We start from the raw sequence: 23,318 nt of genomic DNA, 5'->3' as shown, positions 1-23,318 counted from the left end.
GCACCGATCCCCCGCGAACCGCCGACCAGTCCCTCCACAGCGCCCCCGGCCCGGGCGGGGGCTACGGCCCGGGCGGGGGCTACGGCACTACGGGACGGCGACCCGCCGCGACGCCGTGAGCAGCGCCAACGGTGCCGCCGCGGCCCACGCCTGCGGCGAGCAGGAATGGGGGTAGGGAACCGGCGTGGCGGTGGCGGAGCGGTCATAGCCGGCGATGACCTCGGGGAGGCGGTATCCGTGGTGGGCCGCCGCCGCGACCAGGCCCTCGGTGACGGTGTCGACCTGGTCGGTGAGTCCGTGGCGGGCCAGGCCCAGCACGATGACGGCGTTGTCGTGCGGCCAGGCACTGCCACGGTGGTACGACAACGGGTGGTACGGCTTCTGCCCGGCGGCCAAGGTGCGGATCGCCCAGCCGGAGAAAAAGTCCGGCTCCAGCAGACGCCGCCCCACGCGGCGGGCCCGCTCCGCGTCGAGGATGCCGGACCACAGCAGATGGCCGGCGTCCGAGGCGAGGGCGTCGACCTGTCGGCCGTCGCCGTCCAGTGCCAGCGCCGGAAAGTCGGCGTCCGGCATCCAGAATTCCGAGGTGAAGCGGGTGCGCAGCCGGGCCGCGGCGGTACGGAGCCGGTGTGCGTAGGGCTCGTCCTTCCAGAGCTCGTCGGCCAGTCGCGCGGTGCGGACGAGCGCGTCGTAGGCGTATCCCTGAGCCTCGGAGACCGCCACGGGGCCCGCGGCCTGGGTTCCGTCGGCGAAGCAGATCGCGCCCGCCGAGTCCTTCCAGTTCTGGTTGACCAGGCCGCCCGCGTCGGGGCGGTAGACGAGGTAGCCGTGGCGGTCGAGGCCGCCGTCGCTGAGCATCCAGTCGACGGCCCGCCGGGCGTGCTCCTCCAGCCGCAGGGCGAGCGCGCCGTCGCCGGTCGTCGCGTAGTGGGCGTGGAGCAGGACGAGGAAGAGCGGAGTGGCGTCGACGGCACCGTAGTAGCGGCCGTAGGGGACTTGGCGGAAGTGGGCCAGCTCTCCGTGGCGGGTCTCGTGGACGATACGGCCGGGCTGTTCGCCGCTGAAGGCGTCGTACCGCCGCCCCTGGGTGGCGGCGAGTGCGCTGAGCGTGGCGGCGGCCGTTCCCGGTCGGTGCGGCAGCAGGAAGTAGGACGTCAGCAGGGAGTCGCGGCCGAACAGGGTGAGAAACCACGGGATGCCCGCGGCGGGGACGTACACGTCCTCGCCGTCCACGCCGGTGGCAGCGATGGTCAGCAGATCCACGTCGGCGAGGCCTCGCTCGCAGGTGCGGGTCAGGTCGTCCACCGGTGCCGGTGCCCGCCGTGGCGCGGGTGGCGCGGCGGACGGGTGGGACGGCGCTCCGTGCGGGCGGGCGCGGGCGGTCAGATGGAGTTGGGCTTCGCCGTGTCCGTCCAGTCGCAGATGCCAGGTGAGGGCGCGCGCGGTGGGCCGCGGCGCGTCCGGCGCGCTGTCGACGGCGTCGGGGGCGGGGTGGCAGACGAGGGTGGTCCGGGCGTGCCAGTCGGCTCGCCGGTAGTCGAAGAGGAGCCCGTCGGCCGTGGTGTGCGTCTCGTGCCGGCCGTCGGGCTTGGGGTAGTGGCGGTCGTCGGCACGCAGCTCGAACAGGTCGGCGAAGTCGGCGTCGACGGTGAGCTCGATGCGGGCGGTGACCGGGCCGGGGCGGTTGTTGACCAGGCGCAGGTGTTCGGCGAAGGTGCCCGCGGTGACGCTCTGCCGGCGGAAGACGGTGTAGGCGGGCGGCTGGTCCCGGGTGCCCTGGGGGGTCAGGACACATGCGGCGGTGTGGTCCGTCTCCGCCGCGGCGGGCACCAGGGTGGTGGGGCTGGTGCCGTCGACGGTGAGCTGCCAGCGGCTGAGGTGGCGGGCGTCGCGCAGGAACAGACCGTCGGGTGTGGTGCCGCGGCTGCCGCTGATGCCCCCGTCGGCCTCCAGGTGGGCGAACGTGGCGTCGCGCACCAGTTGGACGCGGTGGTCCGCGGTCATGGCCTGGACTCCTCGGGGTCGGCGCACAGCAGGTCGAGCGTGAGGGCCGCGGTCCACGAGAAGGGCCGCGCACCGCGGGCGGCGCCCGTGGTGGGATCGAGGTATTCGGCGAACCCCGACCGTCCCGCCTCGGCGAGGATGCCGTGCCGCAGGCGGTCGGCGTCCGCCCACAGGCGGTGCGTGCGCAGTCCGCGCTGGATCAGCCAGGCGGTGTTGAACCAGGCCGGACCGCGCCAGTAGCGCTTGGCGTCGAAGGCCGGGCCGGTCAGGTCGTAGCTGGGGACCAGCCGCGAGGACGGTGCCCTGAAGTGCGGGCCGTCCAGCGTGTCCCGAAGGCGCCTGACCAGGTCGGGCGGCAGATGCGGAACGATGAGCGGGACCAGACCGGTGACGGCGCGCTCGTCGACGAGCGCGTCGGTGACCAGGTCGCGGACGCGGAACAGGCCGGCGGTGTCGTCCCACAACCGGGTGACGAGGTGCCGGGTGAGTTCGTCGGCGCGTGCGGTGTGCGGTGCGTCGGCCGTGCCCAGGTCGCGGGCCATGCCGGCGAGGGCCAACTCGCTGGCGATCAGCAGGGCGTTGAAGCAGGGGTCCTCGACGGCGAAGCGGTGCCGCGCCGTCCGGTCGTCGTAGTGGGCCTGCCGGTAGTCGGTCGCCAGCCGCACATAGCGCCCGTAGTCCAGGTCGGTCGGCCGGTCGGCGGGGTGACCTTGGATCAGGTCGGCGCGTTGGAAGGCGTCGGGCGCGGCCGGGTCGACGCGTCGCAGGGCCCGGTCCCAGCAGGGGCTGTTGTCCATGCCGGGCTCCCACGGGTGCACGATGGCCGCAAGTCCCGCGCCCGCGAGGTCGCGGCGGGTGCGGAGGTAGTCGTGCCAGGCGACGAGGCGCGGATAGACGCGGGGCAGGAAGCCCCGCCGCCTGGACTCGGCCGGGTCCGCCCGGTGTACGAGCCAGGCCGCCAGGGCGTGCACCGGGGGCTGGACGATGCCCGAGGTCTCGGGTGCCGTCGGTGCGCCGGCCGCCCGGCCGGTGTGGGAGGACTGCCAGAAGTCGGGGCTGGGGAAGTAGGCGTCGTGCGGCACGGCGGGGTTGAAGACGATGTGCGGGATGCGTCCGTCGGCCCACTGCCCGGCCAGCAGGGATTCGAGTTCCCGCTGGGCGCGGCGTGCCGAGAGGTGGCGCAGCCCGATGGCGATGAAGGCGGAGTCCCAGCTCCACTGGTGGGGGTAGAGCGTGCGGGAGGGAACGGTGGAGGTGCCGGTCCAGTTCTCGATGAGGACCCGCGCCGCACCGCGCCGCAGTGTCAGGGCTGCGGCCGCGGTGGGCGCGGGCCCGTCCAGGAGTGCGGTCACGCGCCGGACCCCCGCAGGAACGCGGGGATGGAGCGGACCGCTTCGAGGGGCTCACCGGTGAGGCGGCATTCGGCGGCGAGATAGCCGTCGTAGCCGATGGTGTGCAGGGCACCGAGCCAGGCGGGCCAGTCGAGGTGGCCGGCGCCGGGCTGGAAGCGGTTGGAGTCGGAGACCTGGGCGTGGCCGATCAGGTCGGCGTGGGCGAGGATCGCCGCGGCGGGGTCGCTCTCCTCGATGTTCATGTGGTAGCTGTCGATGCCGATCCTGATCGAGTCGAGACCGGTGGCGCGGATCAGACCGGCGGCCTGTTCCAGCCGGTTGACCATGTGGTCCTCGTACCGGTTGAGCGGCTCCAGGAAGAGCGTGACGCCTTCCTTGCGCGCGTGCTCGCCGAGTTCGGCAAGGCCCGCCAGCAGGATCTCGCGGTCCTCCTCCTCGGTGCGCGGGGGCTCGAAGGGGGGCAGGCGGCGCGAGAACATGCCGTAGGAGGCGGGGGTCTGGGCGCCCAGGCCGCCGATTTCGGCGATCACGGTGAGCTGGGACTTCAGCTGGGCAACGGCGTCGCGGCGCAGGTCCTGGTCGAAGGCGCCGAGGAAGTGGAGCATATCGACGCAGACGGTCGGCATGACCACGCCGTCCTTGCGCGCCTGCTGCAGTTCGTCCAGGCGCGAGGCGAAGTGGAAGTCGCCCTTGGCGCGCAGTTCGATGGCGTCGTAGCCGGCCGCCTGGGCGAAGTCCCACTTGGCCTGCAGGGTGCCTTGGGGCAGGAGTTGTTCCTGAACGGCGGTCTTGAGGAGCATGCGGAGCCCTTTCAGAATTCCAGGACGATCTGCAGCGCCGCCGCGGGGCGCTCGTCCAGCAGCGCGTAGGCGTCGGCGGCGTCGGCGGCGGGGATGGTGTGGCTCACCAGGGAGGTGACGTCCACCTGCCCCTCGGCGACCAGGCGCAGGAAGGTCTGCTGGAGGCGTTCGACGCTCCAGCGGTTCGACAGTTGCGCGGGGACGCCGCCGATCTGGGAGCAGATGAGCTGCACGCGGTTGTGGTGGAACTCGTCGCCCAGGCGCAGGCCGATGCCGTCGCCCTGGTAGAAGCCGGACGCCACCACGCGGCCGCCGGCGGCGACCGAGCGCAGGGCCTCGTGCAGGGCCGGGTAGGCGCCGCTGATCTCGATGGCGAGGTCGGCGCCGAGGCCGGCGGTGGCGTCGCGGATGCTCTCGGCCACCTGGTCGGTAAGGGCGTTGAGGGTGTGGTGGGCGCCGTAGGTCTTGGCGGTCTCCAGCCGGCTGTCCAGCGCGTCGACGGCGGTGACGCGGGCGCCGTTGAGCTGGGCGAGGCGGGTGGTGAGCAGCCCGATGACGCCCTGGCCGAAGACGGCGACGTCCTCGCCGAGGTGGATGTCGGCGGCCAGGACGGCGTTGTACGCGATGGCGCCGACGCGGGCGAAGGCACCGGCCAGGGGCTCCAGCCCGGCGGGCAGGGCGTGGCCGATCATGCGCTCGGCCGGGACGACGCCCTCGCTGCGGTGTCCCCAGATCCCCCACACCAGGTCGCCGGGGCGCGGCAGGCCCGGGGTACCGGCCAGCTCCGGCGCGACCTCGACGACCTCGCCGACCTCGGAGTAGCCCCATCCGGCGACGGGGTACTGGATGCCGGCCGCGCCCTCGCGGAACAGTCGCGCGTCGGGGTCCCAGGTCCGCGTCAGATACGGGTTGGTGCCGCGATAGGCGGTGAGCTCGGTGCCGGCCGAGATGCCCGAGAAGCGGGTCCGGACCCTGAGGTGCCCGGGAGGAAGTTCGGCTCTGGGGTGCTCGGCGACCTCCACCTGGCGAGGGCCGGTGAATTGAACGACGCGTTCCACGGATGGCTCCGGAAGGGGGTGCGGATGTCGGTTGCGTCGACAATAACCGCCACTTACGTCTTGTCAACAAGCAAAAGTGATGCTGAGATGCGTGCTCAGTAGACGTAAGTCGAGACGAGGACACCATGCGCACCAGGACCCGGCGGTCGAGGATGACCGCGGTCGGCGTCACGGCAGCCCTGGGCATCGGGCTGCTCGCGGGCTGTGCCGGCAACACCGGACCGGGGAAACCGGACCGTGAGATCACGGTCTGGTCACAGGAGAACCTCCCTGACCGCGCCGCGGCGACCCAGAAGATCATCGACGGGTTCGAGAAGAAGACCGGGATCAAGGTCCACCTCGTCGGAGTCGACGAGGGCCAGATGCCCCAGCTGATCATGTCGGCCGCGGCCTCCGGCACCCTGCCCGACGTCATCGGCGCGGCCCCGATGGGCCAGGTCTGGCAGATGTACGACAACGGGCTGCTCAACACCGACATCCCGAAGAAGATCATCGCCGAGCTGGGGCGGAAGACCTTCAACCCGAACGCGCTGGACCTGACCTCCGACGGCGGCACCGCCCTCGGCGTGCCCTCCGACGCCTGGCTCCAGCTGCTGGTCTACCGCAAGGACCAGTTCGCGGGTAAGCATCTGGCGGCTCCCGACACCTACCAGCGGACCCTGGCCGCCGCCAAGGCCCTCACCACCAAGGGCCACGACGGCATCTCGGCGTCCACCGACCCCGCCGACGTGTTCACCTCGCAGAGCTTCGAGAACCTGGCGCTCGCCAACAACTGCCAGCTCGTCGACGTCCACCACGACGTCGCGCTGGCATCCCCGCCGTGCGAGACCGCCTTCCACACCTACGACCAGCTCGCCCGCGCCTACGGCCCGCCGGGCGCCCAGACCGTGGACTCCACCCGCGCCACCTACTTCGCGGACCGGTCATCCATGATCATCTGGTCCTCGTTCCTGCTGGACGAACTCGCCGGCCTGCGCAAGGACGCCCTGCCCAGTTGTCCCCAGTGCAAGAAGGATCCGCGGTACCTGGCGCACAACAGCGGCATCGTCACCGCGATGAAGGGCCCGGACGCCACGAAGGCGGCCCAGTTCGGCGAGATCACCTCATGGGTGACCACCAAGACGGCCGAGACGGCGGCCTCCCGCGAGTTCATCGAGTACATGATGGGCTCGGGCTACGAGTCCTGGTTCGGCATGGCGCCCGAGGGCAAGATCCCCGTCCGGCACGGCACGGCCGCGGAGCCCAACCGCTACCTCGCCGCCTGGCGCCACAGCGCCATCGGCGTCGACACCCGTATCCCCTTCGACCAGGTCTATCCGGCGCGCCTGCTCAACCAGCTCGCCGACGGCGTCAGCAACATGCGGCGCTGGGGCATCACCCAGGGCGAAGGAGCGCTCGTCGGCGCCACCAACGGCGAGCTGCCCGTACCGAAGTCCATCGGCGCCATGACCAGCGGGCAGATCTCCTCCTCCGAGGCGGCCCGCGAAGCCGCGGACGAAGTCGCCGCCCTCAAGAAGTCCCTGCAGTAGCCGCCCGCATGCACCTGCACCTGTACCTGCACCTCACAAAGGTCTCCTCATGACGACAGCCCCAGCGGGCGCACCGCAGCGCCGGGAAACCAGCCCTCGGCCCACGGGCCGGCCCCCTGTCCCCCCGGGCCGCCGCCCGATGACCGCCAGCCGCCGCGCCAACCGCGCGGGCCTCGCGTTCGTCTCCCCCACCTTCATCGTGGTCCTCGTGGTCGTCGTGCTGCCCATCGCGTGGACCGTGCTGCTGGCGTTCCAGAAGGCCAAGCTGGTCGACATCCAGGGCATGGGGCTGTTCGGCAACTGGTCCCTGGACAACTTCGCCCAGGTCTTCGACTCCGCCGGCTTCTGGTCGAGCCTGACCACCACCCTGCTGTACACCGCGGGCGCCACGCTGGGCTCCGTCGCCCTCGGACTCATCGCCGCGCTCGCGCTGCGCAAGCCCTTCCGCGGCCGCGGACTGCTGCGGGCGGCCATGCTGCTGCCCTACGTCGCCCCCGTCGTCGCCGTGGCCTTCGTCTGGGAGGTCGCGCTCAGCCCGCAGTACGGCGTCGTCAACGACTGGGGCCGGCGCCTGTTCGGCTGGGACGACCCCATCGCCTTCCTCTCCACCCGCGAGTACGAGGTCCACCTGCTCGGTCTGCATGTAGACATCCCGCTGGCCCTGCTGACCGTGATCGCCTTCGAGTGCTGGCGCTACTTCCCCTTCGCCTTCCTGTTCATCCTCGCCCGGCTGCAGGCGGTCCCCGACGGCCTGGAGGAGGCCGCCCTGGTCGACGGCGCCACCGTCTCCCAGCGCTTCCGCCACATTCTGCTGCCCCAACTGATGCCCGTCATCGCCCTGTTGTGTGTCCTGCGGTTCATCATGACGTTCAACAAGTTCGACGATGTCTACCTGCTGACCGGAGGCGGTGCGGGCACCAACGTCGCCGCCGTGAGGGTCTACGACTTCCTCACCGCCCGCTACGACGTGGGAGCCGCCGCCGCCCAGGCCCTCGTGCTGGCCGCCGCTTTGATGATCCTGCTGGGCTTCTACTTCAAGCTCTTCGGCAACAAGGTCCAGGAGGAATCGTGACCCGTAAGGCCACCCTGACCCGGGCCCACGTCGAGGAGAGGATCTTCGGCGTCCTGCGCTGGTGCGTCATCGCGTTCCTCGCCGTGATCACCCTGCTGCCCTTCTACTACATGCTGCTGCTGTCGGTGAAGCCCATCGACGCACTCCTGCTCGACCCGGGATCCCTCTTGATCTCGGCCAAGGACTTCACGCTGTCCACCTACCGGGACGTGCTGCGGTCCACCGACGATGGCGGCCAGGGCTTCCTGCGGTTCCTGCTCAACTCCGCCCTGGTGTCCTTGGGGACCGTCGTTCTCACCCTGCTGGCCGCCGTACCCGGCGCCTACGCCGTCAGCCGCCTGAAGTTCTTCGGCCACCGCCAGGTCAGCGCGCTCTTCCTGGCCGTCTACCTGTTCCCCGCGACCCTGCTGGCCGTCCCGCTCTTCGTCGTCTTCGCCAAGATGGGACTCTCCTCCAGCCTGGTCGGCCTCGCCATCGTCTACGTCGCCCAGACCGTGCCGGTGTCGATCTACATGCTGAAGAACTACCTCGTCACCATCCCCTCCTCCATCGAGGAGGCCGCGGCGCTCGACGGCTGCACCCGGCTGCAGACCGTCCGCAAGGTGATCCTGCCCCTCACCTTGCCCTCCCTCATGGCCACCGGCCTGTACGTCTTCATGATCGCCTGGAATGAATTCCTCTTCGCGCTGCTCTTCCTGGCCGCCGTCCCCGGCAAGTGGACCGTCTCCCTGGGCCTGGCCCAGCTGTCCAACGGCATCGAAGTGCCCAAGACCGTCCTCATGGCCGGGTCGGTGGTACTGACCATCCCCGTGGTACTTCTGTTCTTCGCCGCCGAACGCCTCCTCACCGAGGGCCTCACCAGCGGCGCCGACAAGAGCTGACGCGTGGGGAAAGCATGATGACACCGAACCAGGTCAGCGCGGGCGAACTGCTGCAGCTGATCCGTAGTGGCCGCGCCAACACCCGAGCCGATCTGCAACGCGCCACCGGGCTGTCCCGCTCGACCGTCGGGCAGCGTCTGGACCTGCTCGACCGGGCCGGCTGGCTGCGCCACACCACCGGCACCTCCACCGGCGGCCGCCCGTCCGACCGGCTCGTCTTCAATCCCTCCCACGCCGCGGTCATCGCCGCCGACCTCGAAACCCGGCACGCCCGTGCCGCGGTCCTCGACCTGGCGGGCACCCTCCTCGCCGAGCACACCGGCCCGCTCCACATCGACCAGGGCCCGGACGAGGTCCTGGACCAACTGGCCCGCTGGTTCCCGGATCTGATCACCGCCGCCGGTATCGACGCCGCCGACGTCTGCGGCATCGGGCTCTCGGTGCCCGGCCCCGTCGACTGGGACACGGGACGGGTCATCGAGCCGCCGATCATGCCCGGATGGGACCAGTACCCCATCCGGGAACGGCTGCAGAAGGCTTATGCCGATCATGTGGGCCCCAGCCTGGAAGGCGGTCCCGTCTCCGTCTTCGTCGACAACGACGCCAACCTCATGGCGCTGGCCGAGCACCAGGCCAACCACCGCGACTGCTCGGCCTTCGTCCTGGTCAAGGTCTCCACCGGCATCGGCGCCGGCGTCGTCGTGAGCGACAGCGTCTACCGCGGCATCGACGGCGGCGCCGGCGACATCGGTCATATCCGCCTCCACGACCGGTCCGACGCGCTGTGCATGTGCGGTGCCCACGGCTGTCTGGCCGCCGTGGCCAGCGGCGGGGCGCTGGCCCGGGAGCTGGCCGGCCTCGGCGCCGAAACCCACTCGGGCTCCGACGTCAAGGCGCTGCTCGCCAAGGGCGATCCCGACGCGATCCGGCTGGCCAGGGAGGCCGGACGCCGTGCGGGCGAAGTCCTGGCGACCGTGGTCACCCTCCTCAACCCGGGGGTCCTGATGCTCGCCGGGGACCTCGCCGGCGCCCCGTTCATGACCGGCGTCCGCGAGCTGCTCTACCAGCGCGCCATCCCCCGTACCACCGCGCACCTCCAGGTCGTGACGTCACGGCTCGGCGACCACGCCGGTGTCATCGGCGCCGCGGCCATGGTGGTCGAATCCCTCTACTCACCCGCCTGCGCCGACGACCGGCTCAACCGCATCGCGCACTGACCCCGCGGGGGCCACCCCGACCGACAGGAACACCGTGACCACACACCCCACCGAACCCGCCCCCTGGACGCACCGGCCCCTGGACGTCGGCCTCGTGGGCGCCGGTCCCTGGGCCAGGGCGATGCACGCCCGCATGCTCGCCACCGGCCCCGAAACCCGGCTCTCCGCGGTCTGGGCCCGCCGCCCCGAAGCCGCCCGGCTGGCCGCCACCCCCTACGCGGCGCATGTCGCCGCCGATTTCGAGGAACTCCTCGACCACTGCGAGGCCGTGGCCTTCGCCGTCCCGCCCGCCGTCCAGGCCGAGCTGGCCCCCCTGGCGGCCAAGCGCGGCAAGCCCCTGCTGCTGGAGAAGCCCCTCGGCCCCGACCTGGCCGCCGCACGGCGGCTCGCGGACGCCGTCGCCGAAGCCGACGTGGTCTCCCAGCTGGTCCTGACCAAGCGCTACCACCCCGCGACCCGCGCCTTCCTCGCCGCCGCCCGCGCCCGCGACATCGCCGGGGCCCGCTCCTGCTACCTCCACGGCGCCTTTCTCGGCGGCGACTTCGCCACGGGCTGGCGCCTGGAACACGGCGCCCTGCTGGACCTCGGGCCCCACCTCCTCGACCTCCTGGACGCCGCCGTCGGCCCCATCACCGAGATCCGCGCCACCGGCGACCCCCGCCGCTGGACCGAGCTCACCTGTGAACACGCGAACGGCACGGTCAGCCAGGCGTCCCTGTCCGGCGCCGTCGACGTTCCGCGCGCGCTCACCCGCATCGAACTCTTCGGCGCCGAAGCCCCCTTGGTCTACGACACCGCCGAGATCGACCACGAGGAGTGCTGGCCGATCCTGCGACGGGACTTCGCCACCGCCGTACGCACCCACACCCCGACCGAACTCGACGCCCGCCGGGGCCTGTATCTGCAGTCCCTCATCGACCGGGCCACGGAGCACTGACCCCGCAGGCGGGCCGGGAAACCGGGACCGCGCGGCCGCCATCGGCGCCGTCCTGGCCGCCGCCTGTCTCACGGGTGCCGAAGCCGCACCGGATTTTCGCTGTTCCCGTTCCCGCGGCCCGCACAGCGCTAGCGTCGGGTCCCATGATCGTATGGCTCAACGGCACCCACGGCGCAGGCAAGACGACGACCAGTGCACTCGTGCAGCAGCTGATCCCGGATTCACGGGTGTTCGACGCCGAGAAGGTCGGCGAGACACTCATGGACATCACGCCGGCGCTGCCCGCGACGGACAACTTCCAGCACTGGCCGCCGTGGCGACCGCTCGTAGTGGAGACCGCCCGCCGCGTACTCGACTACACCGGCGGCACTCTGGTGGTGCCCATGACCGTCCTGGTCGAGGAGTACTGGCGCGAGATCAGCACGGGCCTCGCCCAACATGCCATTCCGGTACGGCACTTCGTCCTCCACGCCGACCAGGACACCCTCCGCGGGCGCATCGCGGGCGACACCGTTCTTGGCCCCAACTCCCCGTTCCGTCTCAAATACCTCGAGCCCTACGCCGAGGCGGCCCGCACGTGGCTACATGGCGAGGCCGAGGTCGTCGACACCACGCACCTCACGCCCGCCCAGGCCGCCCTGCAGATCGCGGCGGCCGTCAAGAGTTGAGGTGAGTCGACGATCCAGACGAAGAACGCGTGGTTGTCGACGCTCGCCGTAGCTGAAACCGGTCGGCCGCGGGAAGCAACCCTGGTCGCCGCCGCTGATGATCGACTAACCGATGGCCAACACGTCGCCGGCGCGCCCGAGGGCGGACAGCCGCGTTCGGCATCCGTGGCTACTCCTCGCGCTTGGCCCACTCGCTGCTGCCCAGCGGGTAGTCGTAGCCGGGGCGGCCGGCGGCGGCGCTGGTGCGGAACGGGGAGCCGCTGTTGTCGAGGTGCACGGTGCCGTGGCGGTCGCCGCTGGACCAGTCCAGGGCGAGGTCCCAGCGGACGTCATGCGCCTTGGTGTGGGCGGTGACGTAGAAGACCTCCGGGTCGGACTCGCTGACCTTGTACGGGAAGTCGCGCTGGCCGTTCTTGACGGTGGCGGTGGGGCTGCCGTTGTCGAGGTCGACGTCGAACGACTTGGTTTCGACGTCGCCGCCGCAGCCGACGCCCATCGAGTAGTCGTTCCAGGTGAGCGGGGCGCCCTTCGCGACGACGCGTACGTGCAGCGCCTCCAGGACGACGGTGTCCTTCCCGGTGCCCTGCACGGTGAGGGCGACGCGCTGCTCCCCCGAGGAGACCGCGCCGTACGCGGCGGCCCAGCGGGGCGCGTCCGGCTCGGCGGCGGGCGGGCCGACCTGTGCGGGCTCGCTGTCGACGAGGAAGTGCTGGCTGCAGGGGCTGTCGTAGACGTAGGGGCGGGTGGCGATGTTGACCGGTGCGCCGCCGGGGCGTTCGGCGGCGCTCCCGCCGTTGTGGGCGGCGGGCTCCGACGGCGGGGCGGAGGGTTTGCCGGTCTTCGCGCTCCGGGACGGGGAGGGGGAGGCCGATGCGGACGGCCGCTTGTCGTTCCCTCGGCTTCCGGTCCCGGTGCCGGGGCCGGTGGTCGATGTGGCGGCCCCCGCCCCCGCGGCCTTCTCGTCACCGCCGCCGTCTCCGGAGGACGGCAGATTCACGGCGAACGCGACGGCTCCCAGCACCGCGGCCACGGCGACGGACGCGACGAGCGCGGTGCGGCGCCGCCGGGACCGTACGGGAGCGGGTGGGGCGGTGCCGCCGACAACCGGTTCATCGGTTCCACCGGGCTCGCGGAGCTGACCGCCCTCGGACGCCGACTCCGTTCCAGCCGCCGCGTCGGGCAGCCCAGCACCCGAATCGGCAGGGTGCGTCCCCGTCCTGGGCAGTCCGCGGTCCCCGGCGCCGGGCGCCGAATCACCAGGCGTCGGCGCTCCCTCGGGCTCCCCGGCCCCGGCCCCGGCGTCGGCCCCGGCACCCGCACCACGCGCCGCCCCGTCCGGCCCCTGCTCCTTACGCCCCCGCGCCGCATGCGCGAGAATCCACCGCCGGTGCAGCTCGACCAGTTCCTCGGGGGTCGCCCGGCACACCCGCGCGACCCGCTCGACCGCCGCGTAATCGGCCGGCACGACCGTGCCGTTGCAGTAGCGATGCAGCGTGGACGTGCTCATGTGCAGCCGCTTGGCGAGCGTCCCGTAGCTCAGCCCCGAGCGCTCCTTGAGCCCCCGCAGCCGCTCCGCGAACGCCTCCGCGTCCCCGGCGGCCCCCGCCGCTCCCGCGGCCCCTGTCGTCCCTGACACCGTTACTCCCCTTCCCCTGTGGCCCGGCGCGTCCCATTCCCGCGTCCCAGGTCCCTTACGTTCCCCCTGGTCAAAGCCCGTTTCTGCGTTCCAGCGTCTCCGACTGCCCGGCTTTCGTGGCCGCTGGGACGGACCGCCCCACAAGCTCCAGTCATCCAAGCACCACACCCACCGCACCACCGAAAGGGCTCACCCACATGTCCAGCATCCGTGCCTCCCGCACCCGCCTCCTGACCGCCGCCGCGACCGTCGCGGTCGCCGCCTTCTCCCTGACGGCGTGCAACGACGGAGAGGGCGTCCGCAATGAGGGCTCGTCGGCGGGCACCTCCTCGAGCGCGTCCGCCTCCGGCTCGTCCTCCCAGGAGGACGCGAAGACGGGCGCCGCCGGTTCGAAGTCGGCCACGGACGTGCCCGCGGCATCGGGGAACGGCAAGACCAACACCGGCAAGTCCGGCACGAGCGGCAAGAAGGGCGTCACCTGCCAGGGCTCCAACACCAAGACGGTCGCGGCTCCCCTGAACCGCCCCGTGAACCACATGCTGCTCACGGTCACCAACACCGGCAGCAGCACCTGCTACCTCTACGGCTACCCGGCCGTCCGCTTCGGCGAGGCCCAGTCGGTGCCGCCGGTCATCGAGGACTCGAAGCCGCAGGCCGTCGTCACGCTCGCCCCGGGCGAGTCCGGCTACTCCTCCGTGAACCTGTCTGCCACCGACGGCAGCGGCACGAACGGCCACACCGAGAAGTCCCTCGCCGTCCACTTCCAGGGCCGCACCGCCGACGAGGACGTCCCCTCGGCCGCCCACCCGTCACTGCCCGCGAAGGGCGCCTACATCGACGACTCGCTCAAGGTCACCTACTGGCAGCAGTCGATGGACGACGCCATCAGCTGGTAACACCACCGTCAGCCGTTGACGGTGCGAAGGAAGTGGTCTGCGTCTCCGGGTTCGCCCAGCCGTCCTACCTCCAGCCAGGAGCCGTCGGTAAAGCGGAGCCGGAACGTGGCGAATCCGCGTGGCTGGCCCGCCCCGCCTTCGACACGGACCTGATCGAGGGGAAACTCCGCGAAGGTCTGGAAGTCGTCGGCCTTGGTGGGCGACAGCCGGCGGCGAGGGGACGTGGCGACGCAGACGCGATCGCGGGCCAGCATGACCAGGCGCTTGGGGTTGGGTGAATGCCCATACCAGCGCAGCAGGAGCTGGCCCGCGGTCAGGTTCCAGTCGCCGTCGAAGATGCCGTGGGTGGGGTCCTGCCGGCGATCGCGGGCAGGGTCGCGGCCGGAGGCGGAGCGGCGGGCGTCCGGCGGAGTCTGCGGCTCCCCGGCCCGCGGTCCGCGGTTGCGTCGCGGCTGGGACAGCCGGTCAAGTCGGCCACCCAGCTTGTCGATCAGCATCACCGGGATGACGACGAAGAAGAACACGACGGCCCCGACGTACAGCAGCCAGTGGTGGCCCGGCTTCAGCCGTCCCTTGCCCGCGGCGCGGTGCGCCTCTTTGGGCGGTGTGGGAATGGGCTTGTGGATCTCGCACCAGACCAGGGCCACGGGCTCCTCGCCCAGTATCTTCCGGGCCCGCCGATGTACCGCGCGCTTCGCCATGCCGAAGATCCTAGAACGAGCCTCCGCCCCACCCGTCGGGGCGGGAAACCAAGCGGTGACATGGCCGGCACCGATGAGTTCGACGACCGAGCTAGGTCTACACATAGACACAGCAGGCCACACACATGATCAGGGAGCAGACCATGAGCCCCAACGCACTACCGTCCGTCGTCGACGCCGATACCTGGCGGTGCCGGCTCGAAGCGCTGCGTGTGCGGGAGAAGGCCGCGACCCGGGAGCTCGACGCGATCGCCGCCGAGCGCCGCCGCCTGCCGATGGTCGAGATGCCCGACTACACCCTCGAGGGCGGGGACGGCCCCGTTCGGCTGGCGGACCTGTTCGACGGCAAGAGGCAGCTGATCGTCTACAACCACATGTGGTTCCCGGGCGAGGAGTGGCAGTGCTCGGGCTGCACGGGGTTCACCTCGCAGTACACCCGGCTGGATTTCCTGGACAACTACGATGCCCGGTTCGTCATCGTCACCCAGGGCCCGATCGGCGAGGCACTCGCCTACAAGCGGCGGGTCGGGAACACGATGGCCTGGTATTCCACGGCGAACAGCCCGTTCGGTGCCGACGTCGGCGCACCGCCCGGCGGAGGATTCGCGGTCAATGTGTTCCTGCGCGATGGCGACACCGTCTACCGCACCTGGCACACCAACGGCCGTGGCACCGAGCAGCTCAGTCACTCCTTCGCGCTGATCGATCTATTGCCGTACGGGCGGCAGGAGGAGTGGCAGGACTCCCCCGACGGCTGGCCGCAGGCGCCCACCTACAGCCGCTGGGCCGGCTCCGAGGACATCGCCGCGCTCTACGGCCCGAAGGCGTGAGGGTCCGCCTCCGGGCGGACCCGCGCGCTGCCGTCCTGTCAGTCCGGAACCGCCGGGGCGGCGCAGAGCTCGTCCAGCCCGGGAAACGGATTGTCCGGCCGGAGCCTGCGATACGCGGCGTCGACGAATGACACGGGCGCCCACTTCGACGGCTGCTCGTCGATCTGGTGGACCACCGTCTCGAGGATCCGCTCACGCAGATCCAGCCAGGGGAACGCCGAGTGGGCGGCGTCGAGCACGGCCCGGTCCACTTCCTCGGCGCCGAAGCCGAAGATGTCGGCGCCGATGCCGAGGTGCGTGAGGGCGACGACCGGCTGCTTGTGGACCGCGATGCCGGTGGAGGTGTGCAGCGCCACCGCGTCCCAGAGCAGGTCGGCGGTGGCATCGGACAGACCGTGGTCGCGGGCGAAGCGGGCGGCTCGGAACGCGCCGTCCACTTCGAACCGGTTCGGACCGTGTCCCTCGTCGGTCAGGCCGATGTCGTGCAGCACCGTGGCGAGAAAGAGCGTCTCGTCGTCGTAGTCGGTCCCGGCGACGAGGTTTCTGGTGGCGGCGATGGAGCGAGCGTAGAAGAAGCTGCGGATGCAGTGGTTGAGCAGGTAGGCGGGGGAATGCTCGGCGGCGAAGGCGACAGCGGCCTCCATGACCGGCGTCCGCGGCCACTCTCCGATCTCGTCCGGCAGCGCGTCGAGCGGGTTCACCGTGCCACCGTGCCCCGGCCGAGCGTCACGACGCCGCTGTCGGCGCGCTGCCGCGTGGCTTCCGCGACACCTGCGAACAGGGCGTTCCGCGTCTCCTCGGCGGCGGCGGGAAACCCGGGGTGGGGGGACCAGGTTTCGATCACGACGTGCATGTTTCGCCTCTTCTCGGTATCCGGTCGTGGGGGTGATGCGACCACGCTAGAAGGGTCGAAACCGCCGTACGATGGCCATGTGGACAACAATCCCAAGGATCTGGCCAAGGTCGCGGTGGTGGTGCAACCGGGCTTCGTCCCCTTGGATGTCGCCGTCCCCCAGCAGGTGTTCGGCCGCTGGCCGGACCACCTGGCCGCCTCCCGGCCCGGCGGCGCCCCCTATGAGCTGACCCTGGTGAGTCCGGCCTCCGCGCAAGGGCCGCTGGTGCCCCGCGAGGCCGCGCCGCTGGACCGGCTGGATACGGCCGACACAGTGATCGTCGCTGGGGTGGAAGACCCCACCGCGCCGCCGGACGCGGAGCTGGTCGAGCGGCTGCGTCACGCGTACGACCGGGGCAGCCGCATGGTGTCGATCTGCACGGGCGCGTTCGCCCTGGCGGCGGCCGGAATCCTGGACGGCCGGAGCGCCACCACCCACTGGCACTGGGCGGGGCGGCTGCGGGACCGCTATCCGTCGGTGACGGTTCGTGCGGCGGAGCTCTACGTCGAGGACACCGGCGTCTTCACCTCGGCCGGTGTCCTTGCCGGAACCGATCTGTGCCTGCATCTGCTGCGGCTCGATCATGGTCAGGCGACCGCGAACGCGATGGCCCGGTTTCTGGTCAGCCCGCCGCATCGCGAAGGCGGACAGGCTCAGTTCATCGAGTCCGTCCCGCCCAGCGGCGAATCGGACATCACCGCCGTGATCACCTGGATTCTGCGGCATCTCGACGAGCCGCTCACTCTGGAGTCGGTCGGCCGGCACAGCCATATGAGCACGCGGACCCTGCGCCGCAGATTCCGGGCCGCGACCGGCACGAGCGTCATGAACTGGGTGGCTGGGCAACGTGTGGCCCGTGCCCGCGTCCTCCTCGAGACCACTCACCTTGGCGTTGACGACATCGCGCACCGATGCGGCTTCGGCTCCGCGGAGTCGCTGCGCGTGCACTTCACCGCGCTGACCCGGACCAGCCCGTCGAGATACCGCCGTACCTTCGCCGACTGAAACACCGCGGGGCCCGCTCCCTGGTTGGGCCGGCGGCGGCGATGCTCACCGGGCACAGGGCGCGCCATGGCAGGCTCAACAAGTGCCCCGCTACGACCGCTTCACCGAGGAACTGCTCGGCTTCCTGCTGACACGGCTGGATGACGAGAGCGACCTCGAGCACCTCGTCGCGCATGAACCACGGCGGATATCAGCCGCCTACTTCGAAGGGGGTGGCGGTCGCGCGGAGACGCGGGGGGTGATGTTCACCGGCTGTGCCGCATGCTCGCGGATTCCCCCGTACACACTCTTCCCCACCCATGGCCACATCACCGTCCCCGCGTGGCCCTGCCCGCCCGTCCGGGCGCTGGCGCTGCGCTTCGCCGGTGATCCTGAGTACCGTGACGCATGGCGGCCCGAGGTCGCCCTCTTCGCGTCCGGACGCCTCGTCCACGAGACCTGACGGCGCCCGTCATGACGTGAACGCGTCGACGACCTCCTGCCGACGCAGACGGGTCTGCTTGGGCATGCGCCAGCCGAGCACGCCGACCGTGGCGCCGTTCCGGCGGTACAGCGCGACGAACCGGCCCTGCGCCATGTCCCCGTCCACGACGGTCACCTCGGCGTCGGCCGACAGCACACCATGCACTTGGATCTTGACGTCGAACTGGTCGGTCCAGAAGAAGGGAACCGGGGTGTAGGGCCGACTCTCGCCGAGAATGGTGGCGGCCACATGACCGGCCTGCTCAGTCGCGTTGGTGCGGTTTTCCAGGCGCAGCAGGGTGCGGAAACCGCTGTGGTGCCAGCGGGCCACATCCCCTACGGCGTAGACACCGTCCGCCGCACGGCACCAGGGGTCGCACACCACTCCGTTGTCGACCTTGAGGCCGCTGCCCGCGAGCCAGTCCGTCGCCGGAACGGCACCGAACGCCACCACGACCACATCGGCGGGCAGCACCTCGCCGGTGGCCAGCTCCACCCCCGTGACGCGTCCGTTCCGTTCGGCCAGCCCGGCCACCTCGGCGCCGAGCCGCAGATCGACTCCCTGGCCGGTGTGCAGTTCGGCGAGCTGCCCCGCCATCAGGGGGCCGAACTGGCTCTCCAAAGGCGCGGGTTGGGGTCCTGCCAGGGTGACCGCCAGGCCCATGGTCCGTGCGGTGGCGGCGATTTCCGTGCCGAGTACGCCGTCTCCCACCACCACGACGCGCGAGGAGGTCATCAGCTCTGCCCGCAGTGCCAACGCGTCGTCGAGTGTGCGCAGCACATGCACCCCGGCGAGACCGTCCTGCCCGGCGAAGGTGCGGGGCCGCAGGCCCGTCGCCACGACGATCGCGTCCGCCCGCAGCACACGGCCCGAAGCGGTGTGGACGGTGCGCGCCTCCGCGTCAAGACCGACGGCCGGACCGTCGAGGACGAACTCGGCTTCCAGCGCGGAGAGTTCGGCAGGTCGGCGGAGGAAGGCCCGGTCCGGTTCCCAGGCGCCGGAGAGGACCTGCTTGGACAGCGGTGGCCGGTCGTAGGGCAGATGCGGCTCGGCGCCCAGGACGGTCAGGTCACCCTGGAATCCCTTGCGCCGCAGGGCTTCCGCGGTGGAGAGCCCGGCCGCGGAGGCTCCGACCACCAGAACATCGGCGGGAGCGCTCATGCGTCCTCGCCCACGTGGATCGCTCCGGCGGGGCATACCGCGGCGCATTCACGCACCGCGGCGTGGAGGTTCCCGGCGGGGGCCGCGTCGAGCAGGATCACGACGCCGTCGTCCTCGCGCTGGTCGAACACCTCCGGGGCGGTCAGCACGCAGGTGCCCGCGGCACAGCACTTGTCTTCGTCCACGGTGACCTTCATCGCTGATGCTCCTTCGTCGATTCATCGGATGGAGAGGCGGCTGCCGTAGGTGCGTGCCGCGTCGCCCCTCGAAGCAAGTAAATCCGATGATTTAAAGAAGTCAAGCGAGTGTTTTAATCCTTCAGACCCCGACTGCCGGTCACGGCACCTGCGTGACCGGCGCATGCCACAACGCGACGATCGCGTCGATGAGGCCGGTGGCGGCCTCGTGCCATGTCGCACGGGAGGTAGGAGTGTTGTCGGCGAGGGCGCGCTCCCTCTCGACGGACATCTGCGTGATCAAGTGACGCGTCATGGCCGAGCGCTCGGCGTAGACCTCGGCGGGCAGATCCGGCAGGCAGCGATTCAGGCCCTCCTGCAACACCCGCATCGACGGAGCGGCGACGGAGAATTCCTCGGTCACGATCGCGTAGAGCGCGGGGTCCGCCGTGACCTGGGCGATGAACCGCGCGTACCAACTCGGGTGGCCCAGAGCTTCCAGATGCTCGGTGGTCGGACGGACCGCACAGGCCACCCAGTCCCGCAGATCGGCGGAATCGCCGATTTCGGCCAGCAGCCGCGCCCGGATCCCCTCGATCTGCTCGGCATGCCTGCGAACGAGCGCGCGCACCAGGTCGACCTTGGTGCCGAAGTGGTAGCTGACCGCGGCGTTGTTGCCCTGCCCGGCGGCCTCGCTGATCTGGCGGTTGGCCACCGCGTACACCCCACGCTCGGCGAACAGCCGCTCCGCCGCGCTCAGCAACGACTCCCGCGTCGCGGCGACCCGCTCGTCCTGCCTCATTCTGTCTGCCATCGCCACCGCCCCATCGGGACCTCACACGCTCCGCGACGGCTGGCCCCACATGCCGCCGCAGGTCCTCGCCCGAACCGGCGAGGTCAAACACCGGAAGCCTACGCAACAGCACATCGCGGACGGCCTGCGGTGCTGCGCGGGCCGGACCCCTTGGCACCCCCTCCCCTTGATACCCGCTCCTCCTTCAGTTTAAATCAACTCATTGATTTAAACTGAAGGCAAAGATCGGACCTGAACATGATCAACGCCCATCCCGGCACCCCGGACGAGACCATTCCCGAGTTCCCGATGCCCCGGGCGGCCGGGTGTCCGTTCGCCCCGCCCCCGGAGATGATGAAGCTGCACGCCGCGCAGCCGCTCTCCAGGGTCCGCCTGTGGGACGGCAGCACGCCCTGGCTCGTCACCCGCTACGACGACCAGCGGGCCCTGTACGGCGACCAGCGCCTCAGCGTCGACCCCACGCGCCAGGGCTTCCCCCACATGAGCGCCGCGTTCCAGGAGGCGCTCGCCAAGAACCCGCCGTCCTTCCTCCACATGGACGACCCCGGACACGCCCGGATCCGCCGGATGGTCACCGGCCCGTTCATCATCAAACGCATCGAGGCCATGCGGCCCGCCGTCCAGAAGATGACCGACGACTTCATCGACACCATGCTCGCCGGGCCGAACCCCGCCGACCTGGTGGAGGCCCTCGCGCTGCCGCTGCCGTCGCTGGTGATCTGCGAACTGCTCGGCGTCCCGTACGAGGACCATGCGTTCTTCCAGAGCAAGAGCGCGGTGGGGGTCCGCCGGGACGCGTCGCCCGAGGAGACCCGGGCCGCCAGCGGGGCGCTCCTGACGTACCTGGACGGGCAACTCCAGGCGAAACTCGCCGCCCCGGCCGACGATGTGCTCTCGGACCTGGCCGCCCGGACGACGACCGGCGACCTCACCCGCCACGAGGCCGCCATGCTGGGCCTGTTGCTGCTCGGCGCCGGACACGAGACCACCGCCAACATGATCGCCCTGGGCGCCCTCGCCTTTCTGGAACACCCCGACCAGCTCGCCGTCGTCCGCGACACCGACGACCCGAAGATCGTCGCGGGCGCGGTGGAGGAGATGCTGCGCTTCCTGACCATCGTCCACAACGGCCAGCGCCGCCTCGCGCTCGAGGACATCGAGATCGGTGGCCAGGTCATCCGAGCCGGGGAAGGTGTCATCATCCCCGGCGCCACCGGCAATTGGGAGCACGGCGTCTTCCCCGACCCGGAACGGCTCGACGTCCACCGCGACGCCCGCCGCCATATGGCGTTCGGCTTCGGCGTCCACCAGTGTCTGGGCCAGCCCCTGGCCCGCCTGGAGCTCCAGGTCGTCTACCGCACCCTCTTCCGCCGCGTCCCGACCCTGCGCCGGGCGACCGAGCTGGAGCGGATTCCGTTCAAGGACGACGGCGTGGTCTACGGCGTCTACGAACTGCCGGTGAGCTGGTAGCCGCAGCGGGCCGTACGGCGCCCGCCGCCGGCGGCCTGGTTCGCCATTGCCCCTCCTCACCTTGCACAGTGTTCGACGAACCTCTTACAGTCACCAGTGTTCAGTTTACGTTGAACACCTGTCTGTTGCCCCGGGTCCAAGACGAGAGGAATGCGGACACAGAGATGGTTGAGAGCGGCATGACCCGGGGGTACGCGGCGGTCGTGGGGAAGATCCCCGCCCCGGGGCTCGTGCTCGGCGGCGTGTGCGGAATCCAGTTCGGCGCGGCCTTCGCGCCTCGGGTGTACCCGCAGGTGGGTGCCGCGGGCGTGGTGTTCCTCCGGCTGCTGATCGCGGGTGTCCTTCTGTGCCTGTGGTGGCGCCCGCGGCGGCAGGCGCTGAACTCGGTGAAGGGTGCCTGGGGGACGGTGATCGGCGCCGGGGCCCTGCTGGCGGGGCACCATCTCGCGTTCTACGAGGCGGTGAAGCACATCCCCCTGGGGGCCGTGGCCACGATCGAATTCCTCGGACCGTTCGTCATCGCTCTGGCCGGATCACGACGGTGGGTGGACTTGCTGCCCGCGTGCCTGGCGGCCGGCGGTGTTCTCCTGCTGAGTGGGGGTGGCGTCCCGCTCGACCCGGGCGGCCTCGCCCTGGCCGCGGTGGCGGCGTGCTGCTGGGCCGGCTACATCCTCGTCTCCTCCCGCATGGCGCGACGCCTCAGCGGCGGCCACGGCCTGGCCCTGGCGGTGCTGTGGGCAGCGTTGCTGAGCGCTCCGTACGGCGTCGCCCACGCCGGGAGCGCACTCCTGGACCCGCGTGTGCTGTGGGTGGCCGCGGTGGTGGCGGTGGCATCCAGCGTGCTGCCGTACTCGCTCAACCTGGAGGCACTGCGCCGGATTCCGCCTCGTGTGTTCGGCGTGCTGACGAGCCTGGAACCGGCCGCCGGCGCCCTGTTCGGACTCCTCATCCTCGGACAGCGGCTGGCCTGGCCGCAGTGGCTCGGCATCGCCGCGGTGGCCTTCGCCTCCATCGCCGCCACGTTCCTGGGAGCCTGGGAGCGACCGCAGTCACGAGAGACCGCGAAGGGCGAACCGGCACCTGGCGGACGCCCTTCGCAGGCCGAGAGGGACGACATCACCGTGCCGGTCGAGTGACGCCCCGCCGGGGAGGCCGGGGAACGTGCCCCGCTCAGGGAGATGAGTCCGGTCGCGTCGTCGGCGGACTGCTGACGGGGACGCATCGGCCATGGTCAAACCCCTCGCGGAAGTCACTCCTAGGAGTGACGGAGGCGGGTGCGCGAGTTTCTACTGTTACCCGGATGAACAGAGATTCCGGTAGGTGGCCTGGGTGGGGTACTGATGCCGGGCTCATCGCGCTGACGTTGTTGCCGCCGCTGCTGGCGCAGTATTACGCGGACACATCGAAGGTGGCGTGGTCGTCGCTGGTGGGCTGTGAAGTGGTGACCCTGGCGGTCCTGGTGCTGCGACGGCGGCTGCCGGCCACGGCTTTCGTGGTGAGCCTCGGCGCGCTCGTGGTGGCGCTGGTGGGAAGTGCGGCTTCGGACCGATCGGCCCAGCGCGAGAGCCTTGAGGATTCGGGCCACGGACCGTGCGTTCCCGTGGCCGTTGAGCGCGGGCAGGTCGGCGACGAATGCCTTCATGGGCTTACCGGTCACCCGGCGCACCAGTTCGCCGACGAGGTGGCCCTGGTTCTGTGCGTGGTATCCCGACGCGGTTCCCGGTTCCCGGTTCCCACCACGGCGCCTGGGCGGCG

Annotated in this window: 23 protein-coding genes; 12 read left to right on the top strand and 11 right to left on the bottom strand. The window is 71.0% G+C overall.

Annotated elements, in window-relative coordinates; translation table 11 throughout:
* Positions 1-87 precede the first annotated feature (87 nt).
* From J5X86_RS14445 to J5X86_RS14430, 4 genes are read right to left on the bottom strand one after another with little or no spacing between them, the layout of a single operon-like run.
* On the bottom strand, positions 88-2,004 hold the full coding sequence (locus J5X86_RS14445; RefSeq protein ID WP_208517166.1) for a glycogen debranching N-terminal domain-containing protein: 1,917 nt from the start codon (positions 2,002-2,004) through the stop codon (positions 88-90).
* The gene (locus J5X86_RS14440) at positions 2,001-3,356 is read right to left on the bottom strand and encodes a hypothetical protein (protein WP_208517165.1); all 1,356 of its coding nucleotides are present in this window, start codon (positions 3,354-3,356) and stop codon (positions 2,001-2,003) included. The genes J5X86_RS14445 and J5X86_RS14440 overlap by 4 nt, the downstream gene beginning before the upstream one ends.
* Positions 3,353-4,156, bottom strand: a complete 804-nt coding sequence (locus tag J5X86_RS14435) for a sugar phosphate isomerase/epimerase family protein (protein ID WP_208517164.1) — start codon at positions 4,154-4,156, stop codon at positions 3,353-3,355. Before J5X86_RS14435 ends, J5X86_RS14440 begins: the two co-directional genes overlap by 4 nt.
* Before the next feature lie 11 nt (positions 4,157-4,167).
* Entirely contained in the window at positions 4,168-5,214 is a 1,047-nt protein-coding gene (locus J5X86_RS14430) for a zinc-binding alcohol dehydrogenase (RefSeq protein ID WP_208517163.1), read from the bottom strand.
* Positions 5,215-5,339: 125 nt separating this feature from the next.
* On the opposite strand from J5X86_RS14430, the gene J5X86_RS14425 reads away from it, so the two are divergent.
* The 6 genes from J5X86_RS14425 (at position 5,340) to J5X86_RS14400 (ending at position 11,518) form a co-directional block, all read left to right on the top strand.
* Positions 5,340-6,743: an ABC transporter substrate-binding protein gene (locus J5X86_RS14425; RefSeq protein ID WP_208517162.1), complete on the top strand. Its 1,404-nt coding sequence runs from the start codon at positions 5,340-5,342 to the stop codon at positions 6,741-6,743.
* A 49-nt stretch (positions 6,744-6,792) separates the two neighbouring features.
* Complete coding sequence (locus tag J5X86_RS14420) at positions 6,793-7,815, top strand: carbohydrate ABC transporter permease (RefSeq protein ID WP_208517161.1); 1,023 nt, start codon at positions 6,793-6,795, stop codon at positions 7,813-7,815.
* Positions 7,816-7,829: 14 nt separating this feature from the next.
* Positions 7,830-8,696: a carbohydrate ABC transporter permease gene (locus tag J5X86_RS14415; RefSeq protein ID WP_243980442.1), complete on the top strand. Its 867-nt coding sequence runs from the start codon at positions 7,830-7,832 to the stop codon at positions 8,694-8,696.
* Between the two features lie 17 nt (positions 8,697-8,713).
* On the top strand, positions 8,714-9,913 hold the full coding sequence (locus tag J5X86_RS14410) for an ROK family transcriptional regulator (protein WP_208517509.1): 1,200 nt from the start codon (positions 8,714-8,716) through the stop codon (positions 9,911-9,913).
* A gap of 34 nt (positions 9,914-9,947) precedes the next feature.
* Positions 9,948-10,850, top strand: coding sequence for a Gfo/Idh/MocA family protein (locus tag J5X86_RS14405; RefSeq protein WP_208517159.1), 903 nt, complete (start codon positions 9,948-9,950; stop codon positions 10,848-10,850).
* A gap of 143 nt (positions 10,851-10,993) precedes the next feature.
* Positions 10,994-11,518: an AAA family ATPase gene (locus J5X86_RS14400; protein ID WP_208517158.1), complete on the top strand. Its 525-nt coding sequence runs from the start codon at positions 10,994-10,996 to the stop codon at positions 11,516-11,518.
* 169 nt (positions 11,519-11,687) lie between these two features.
* On the opposite strand, the gene J5X86_RS14395 is transcribed toward J5X86_RS14400, so the two are convergent.
* Positions 11,688-13,154 (bottom strand): helix-turn-helix transcriptional regulator, encoded by a 1,467-nt coding sequence (locus tag J5X86_RS14395; protein ID WP_208517157.1) that lies wholly within the window; start codon positions 13,152-13,154, stop codon positions 11,688-11,690.
* Positions 13,155-13,351: 197 nt separating this feature from the next.
* Here J5X86_RS14395 and J5X86_RS14390 point away from each other — a divergent pair, with 197 nt between their 5' ends.
* On the top strand, positions 13,352-14,050 hold the full coding sequence (locus tag J5X86_RS14390) for a DUF4232 domain-containing protein (RefSeq protein ID WP_208517156.1): 699 nt from the start codon (positions 13,352-13,354) through the stop codon (positions 14,048-14,050).
* Between the two features lie 8 nt (positions 14,051-14,058).
* Here the strand turns inward: J5X86_RS14390 and J5X86_RS14385 are convergent, their stop codons facing one another.
* Complete coding sequence (locus J5X86_RS14385; protein ID WP_208517155.1) at positions 14,059-14,751, bottom strand: hypothetical protein; 693 nt, start codon at positions 14,749-14,751, stop codon at positions 14,059-14,061.
* A 143-nt stretch (positions 14,752-14,894) separates the two neighbouring features.
* Between J5X86_RS14385 and J5X86_RS14380 the strand changes: the two genes are divergently transcribed.
* A complete protein-coding gene (locus J5X86_RS14380; protein WP_208517154.1) occupies positions 14,895-15,581 on the top strand; it encodes a DUF899 family protein in 687 nt (228 codons plus the stop codon).
* A 38-nt stretch (positions 15,582-15,619) separates the two neighbouring features.
* On the opposite strand, the gene J5X86_RS14375 is transcribed toward J5X86_RS14380, so the two are convergent.
* Positions 15,620-16,282, bottom strand: coding sequence for an HD domain-containing protein (locus J5X86_RS14375; RefSeq protein ID WP_208517153.1), 663 nt, complete (start codon positions 16,280-16,282; stop codon positions 15,620-15,622).
* A complete protein-coding gene (locus J5X86_RS14370; protein WP_162952904.1) occupies positions 16,279-16,434 on the bottom strand; it encodes a DUF6616 family protein in 156 nt (51 codons plus the stop codon). The genes J5X86_RS14375 and J5X86_RS14370 overlap by 4 nt, the downstream gene beginning before the upstream one ends.
* Positions 16,435-16,513: 79 nt before the next feature.
* On the opposite strand from J5X86_RS14370, the gene J5X86_RS14365 reads away from it, so the two are divergent.
* Both J5X86_RS14365 and J5X86_RS14360 read left to right on the top strand, forming a co-directional pair.
* Positions 16,514-17,479 (top strand): helix-turn-helix domain-containing protein, encoded by a 966-nt coding sequence (locus J5X86_RS14365; protein ID WP_308124553.1) that lies wholly within the window; start codon positions 16,514-16,516, stop codon positions 17,477-17,479.
* A gap of 82 nt (positions 17,480-17,561) precedes the next feature.
* A complete protein-coding gene (locus J5X86_RS14360; protein WP_208517152.1) occupies positions 17,562-17,921 on the top strand; it encodes a hypothetical protein in 360 nt (119 codons plus the stop codon).
* A gap of 9 nt (positions 17,922-17,930) precedes the next feature.
* Here J5X86_RS14360 and J5X86_RS14355 read toward each other — a convergent pair whose 3' ends face one another.
* The 3 genes from J5X86_RS14355 to J5X86_RS14345 form a co-directional block, all read right to left on the bottom strand.
* Positions 17,931-19,103, bottom strand: coding sequence for an NAD(P)/FAD-dependent oxidoreductase (locus J5X86_RS14355; RefSeq protein ID WP_208517151.1), 1,173 nt, complete (start codon positions 19,101-19,103; stop codon positions 17,931-17,933).
* Complete coding sequence (locus tag J5X86_RS14350; RefSeq protein ID WP_208517150.1) at positions 19,100-19,300, bottom strand: ferredoxin; 201 nt, start codon at positions 19,298-19,300, stop codon at positions 19,100-19,102. The genes J5X86_RS14355 and J5X86_RS14350 overlap by 4 nt, the downstream gene beginning before the upstream one ends.
* Positions 19,301-19,439: 139 nt before the next feature.
* Positions 19,440-20,093, bottom strand: coding sequence for a TetR/AcrR family transcriptional regulator (locus tag J5X86_RS14345; protein ID WP_208517149.1), 654 nt, complete (start codon positions 20,091-20,093; stop codon positions 19,440-19,442).
* A gap of 237 nt (positions 20,094-20,330) precedes the next feature.
* On the opposite strand from J5X86_RS14345, the gene J5X86_RS14340 reads away from it, so the two are divergent.
* Positions 20,331-21,563: a cytochrome P450 gene (locus tag J5X86_RS14340; protein ID WP_208517148.1), complete on the top strand. Its 1,233-nt coding sequence runs from the start codon at positions 20,331-20,333 to the stop codon at positions 21,561-21,563.
* Between the two features lie 179 nt (positions 21,564-21,742).
* Positions 21,743-22,699, top strand: coding sequence for a DMT family transporter (locus J5X86_RS14335; RefSeq protein ID WP_243980362.1), 957 nt, complete (start codon positions 21,743-21,745; stop codon positions 22,697-22,699).
* Positions 22,700-23,318: the final 619 nt, after the last annotated feature.

The sequence above is a fragment of the Streptomyces sp. NEAU-YJ-81 genome (assembly GCF_017592595.1).
In the GTDB taxonomy this organism is placed as follows: Bacteria; Actinomycetota; Actinomycetes; order Streptomycetales; family Streptomycetaceae; genus Streptomyces; species Streptomyces hygroscopicus_B.
The sequence above is the reverse complement of the archived record's forward strand: the minus strand, read 5'-3'. Positions and strand labels throughout refer to the sequence as shown.

Coding starts and splice junctions, on each gene's coding strand:
- J5X86_RS14445 (WP_208517166.1), bottom strand. CDS start 2,004: ATGACCGCGGACCACCGCGTCCAACTGGTGCGCGACGCCACGTTCGCC.
- J5X86_RS14435 (WP_208517164.1), bottom strand. CDS start 4,156: ATGCTCCTCAAGACCGCCGTTCAGGAACAACTCCTGCCCCAAGGCACC.
- J5X86_RS14425 (WP_208517162.1), top strand. CDS start 5,340: ATGCGCACCAGGACCCGGCGGTCGAGGATGACCGCGGTCGGCGTCACG.
- J5X86_RS14420 (WP_208517161.1), top strand. CDS start 6,793: ATGACGACAGCCCCAGCGGGCGCACCGCAGCGCCGGGAAACCAGCCCT.
- J5X86_RS14410 (WP_208517509.1), top strand. CDS start 8,714: ATGACACCGAACCAGGTCAGCGCGGGCGAACTGCTGCAGCTGATCCGT.
- J5X86_RS14400 (WP_208517158.1), top strand. CDS start 10,994: ATGATCGTATGGCTCAACGGCACCCACGGCGCAGGCAAGACGACGACC.
- J5X86_RS14390 (WP_208517156.1), top strand. CDS start 13,352: ATGTCCAGCATCCGTGCCTCCCGCACCCGCCTCCTGACCGCCGCCGCG.
- J5X86_RS14385 (WP_208517155.1), bottom strand. CDS start 14,751: ATGGCGAAGCGCGCGGTACATCGGCGGGCCCGGAAGATACTGGGCGAG.
- J5X86_RS14380 (WP_208517154.1), top strand. CDS start 14,895: ATGAGCCCCAACGCACTACCGTCCGTCGTCGACGCCGATACCTGGCGG.
- J5X86_RS14370 (WP_162952904.1), bottom strand. CDS start 16,434: ATGCACGTCGTGATCGAAACCTGGTCCCCCCACCCCGGGTTTCCCGCC.
- J5X86_RS14355 (WP_208517151.1), bottom strand. CDS start 19,103: ATGAGCGCTCCCGCCGATGTTCTGGTGGTCGGAGCCTCCGCGGCCGGG.
- J5X86_RS14350 (WP_208517150.1), bottom strand. CDS start 19,300: ATGAAGGTCACCGTGGACGAAGACAAGTGCTGTGCCGCGGGCACCTGC.
- J5X86_RS14345 (WP_208517149.1), bottom strand. CDS start 20,093: ATGGCAGACAGAATGAGGCAGGACGAGCGGGTCGCCGCGACGCGGGAG.
- J5X86_RS14340 (WP_208517148.1), top strand. CDS start 20,331: ATGATCAACGCCCATCCCGGCACCCCGGACGAGACCATTCCCGAGTTC.
- J5X86_RS14335 (WP_243980362.1), top strand. CDS start 21,743: ATGACCCGGGGGTACGCGGCGGTCGTGGGGAAGATCCCCGCCCCGGGG.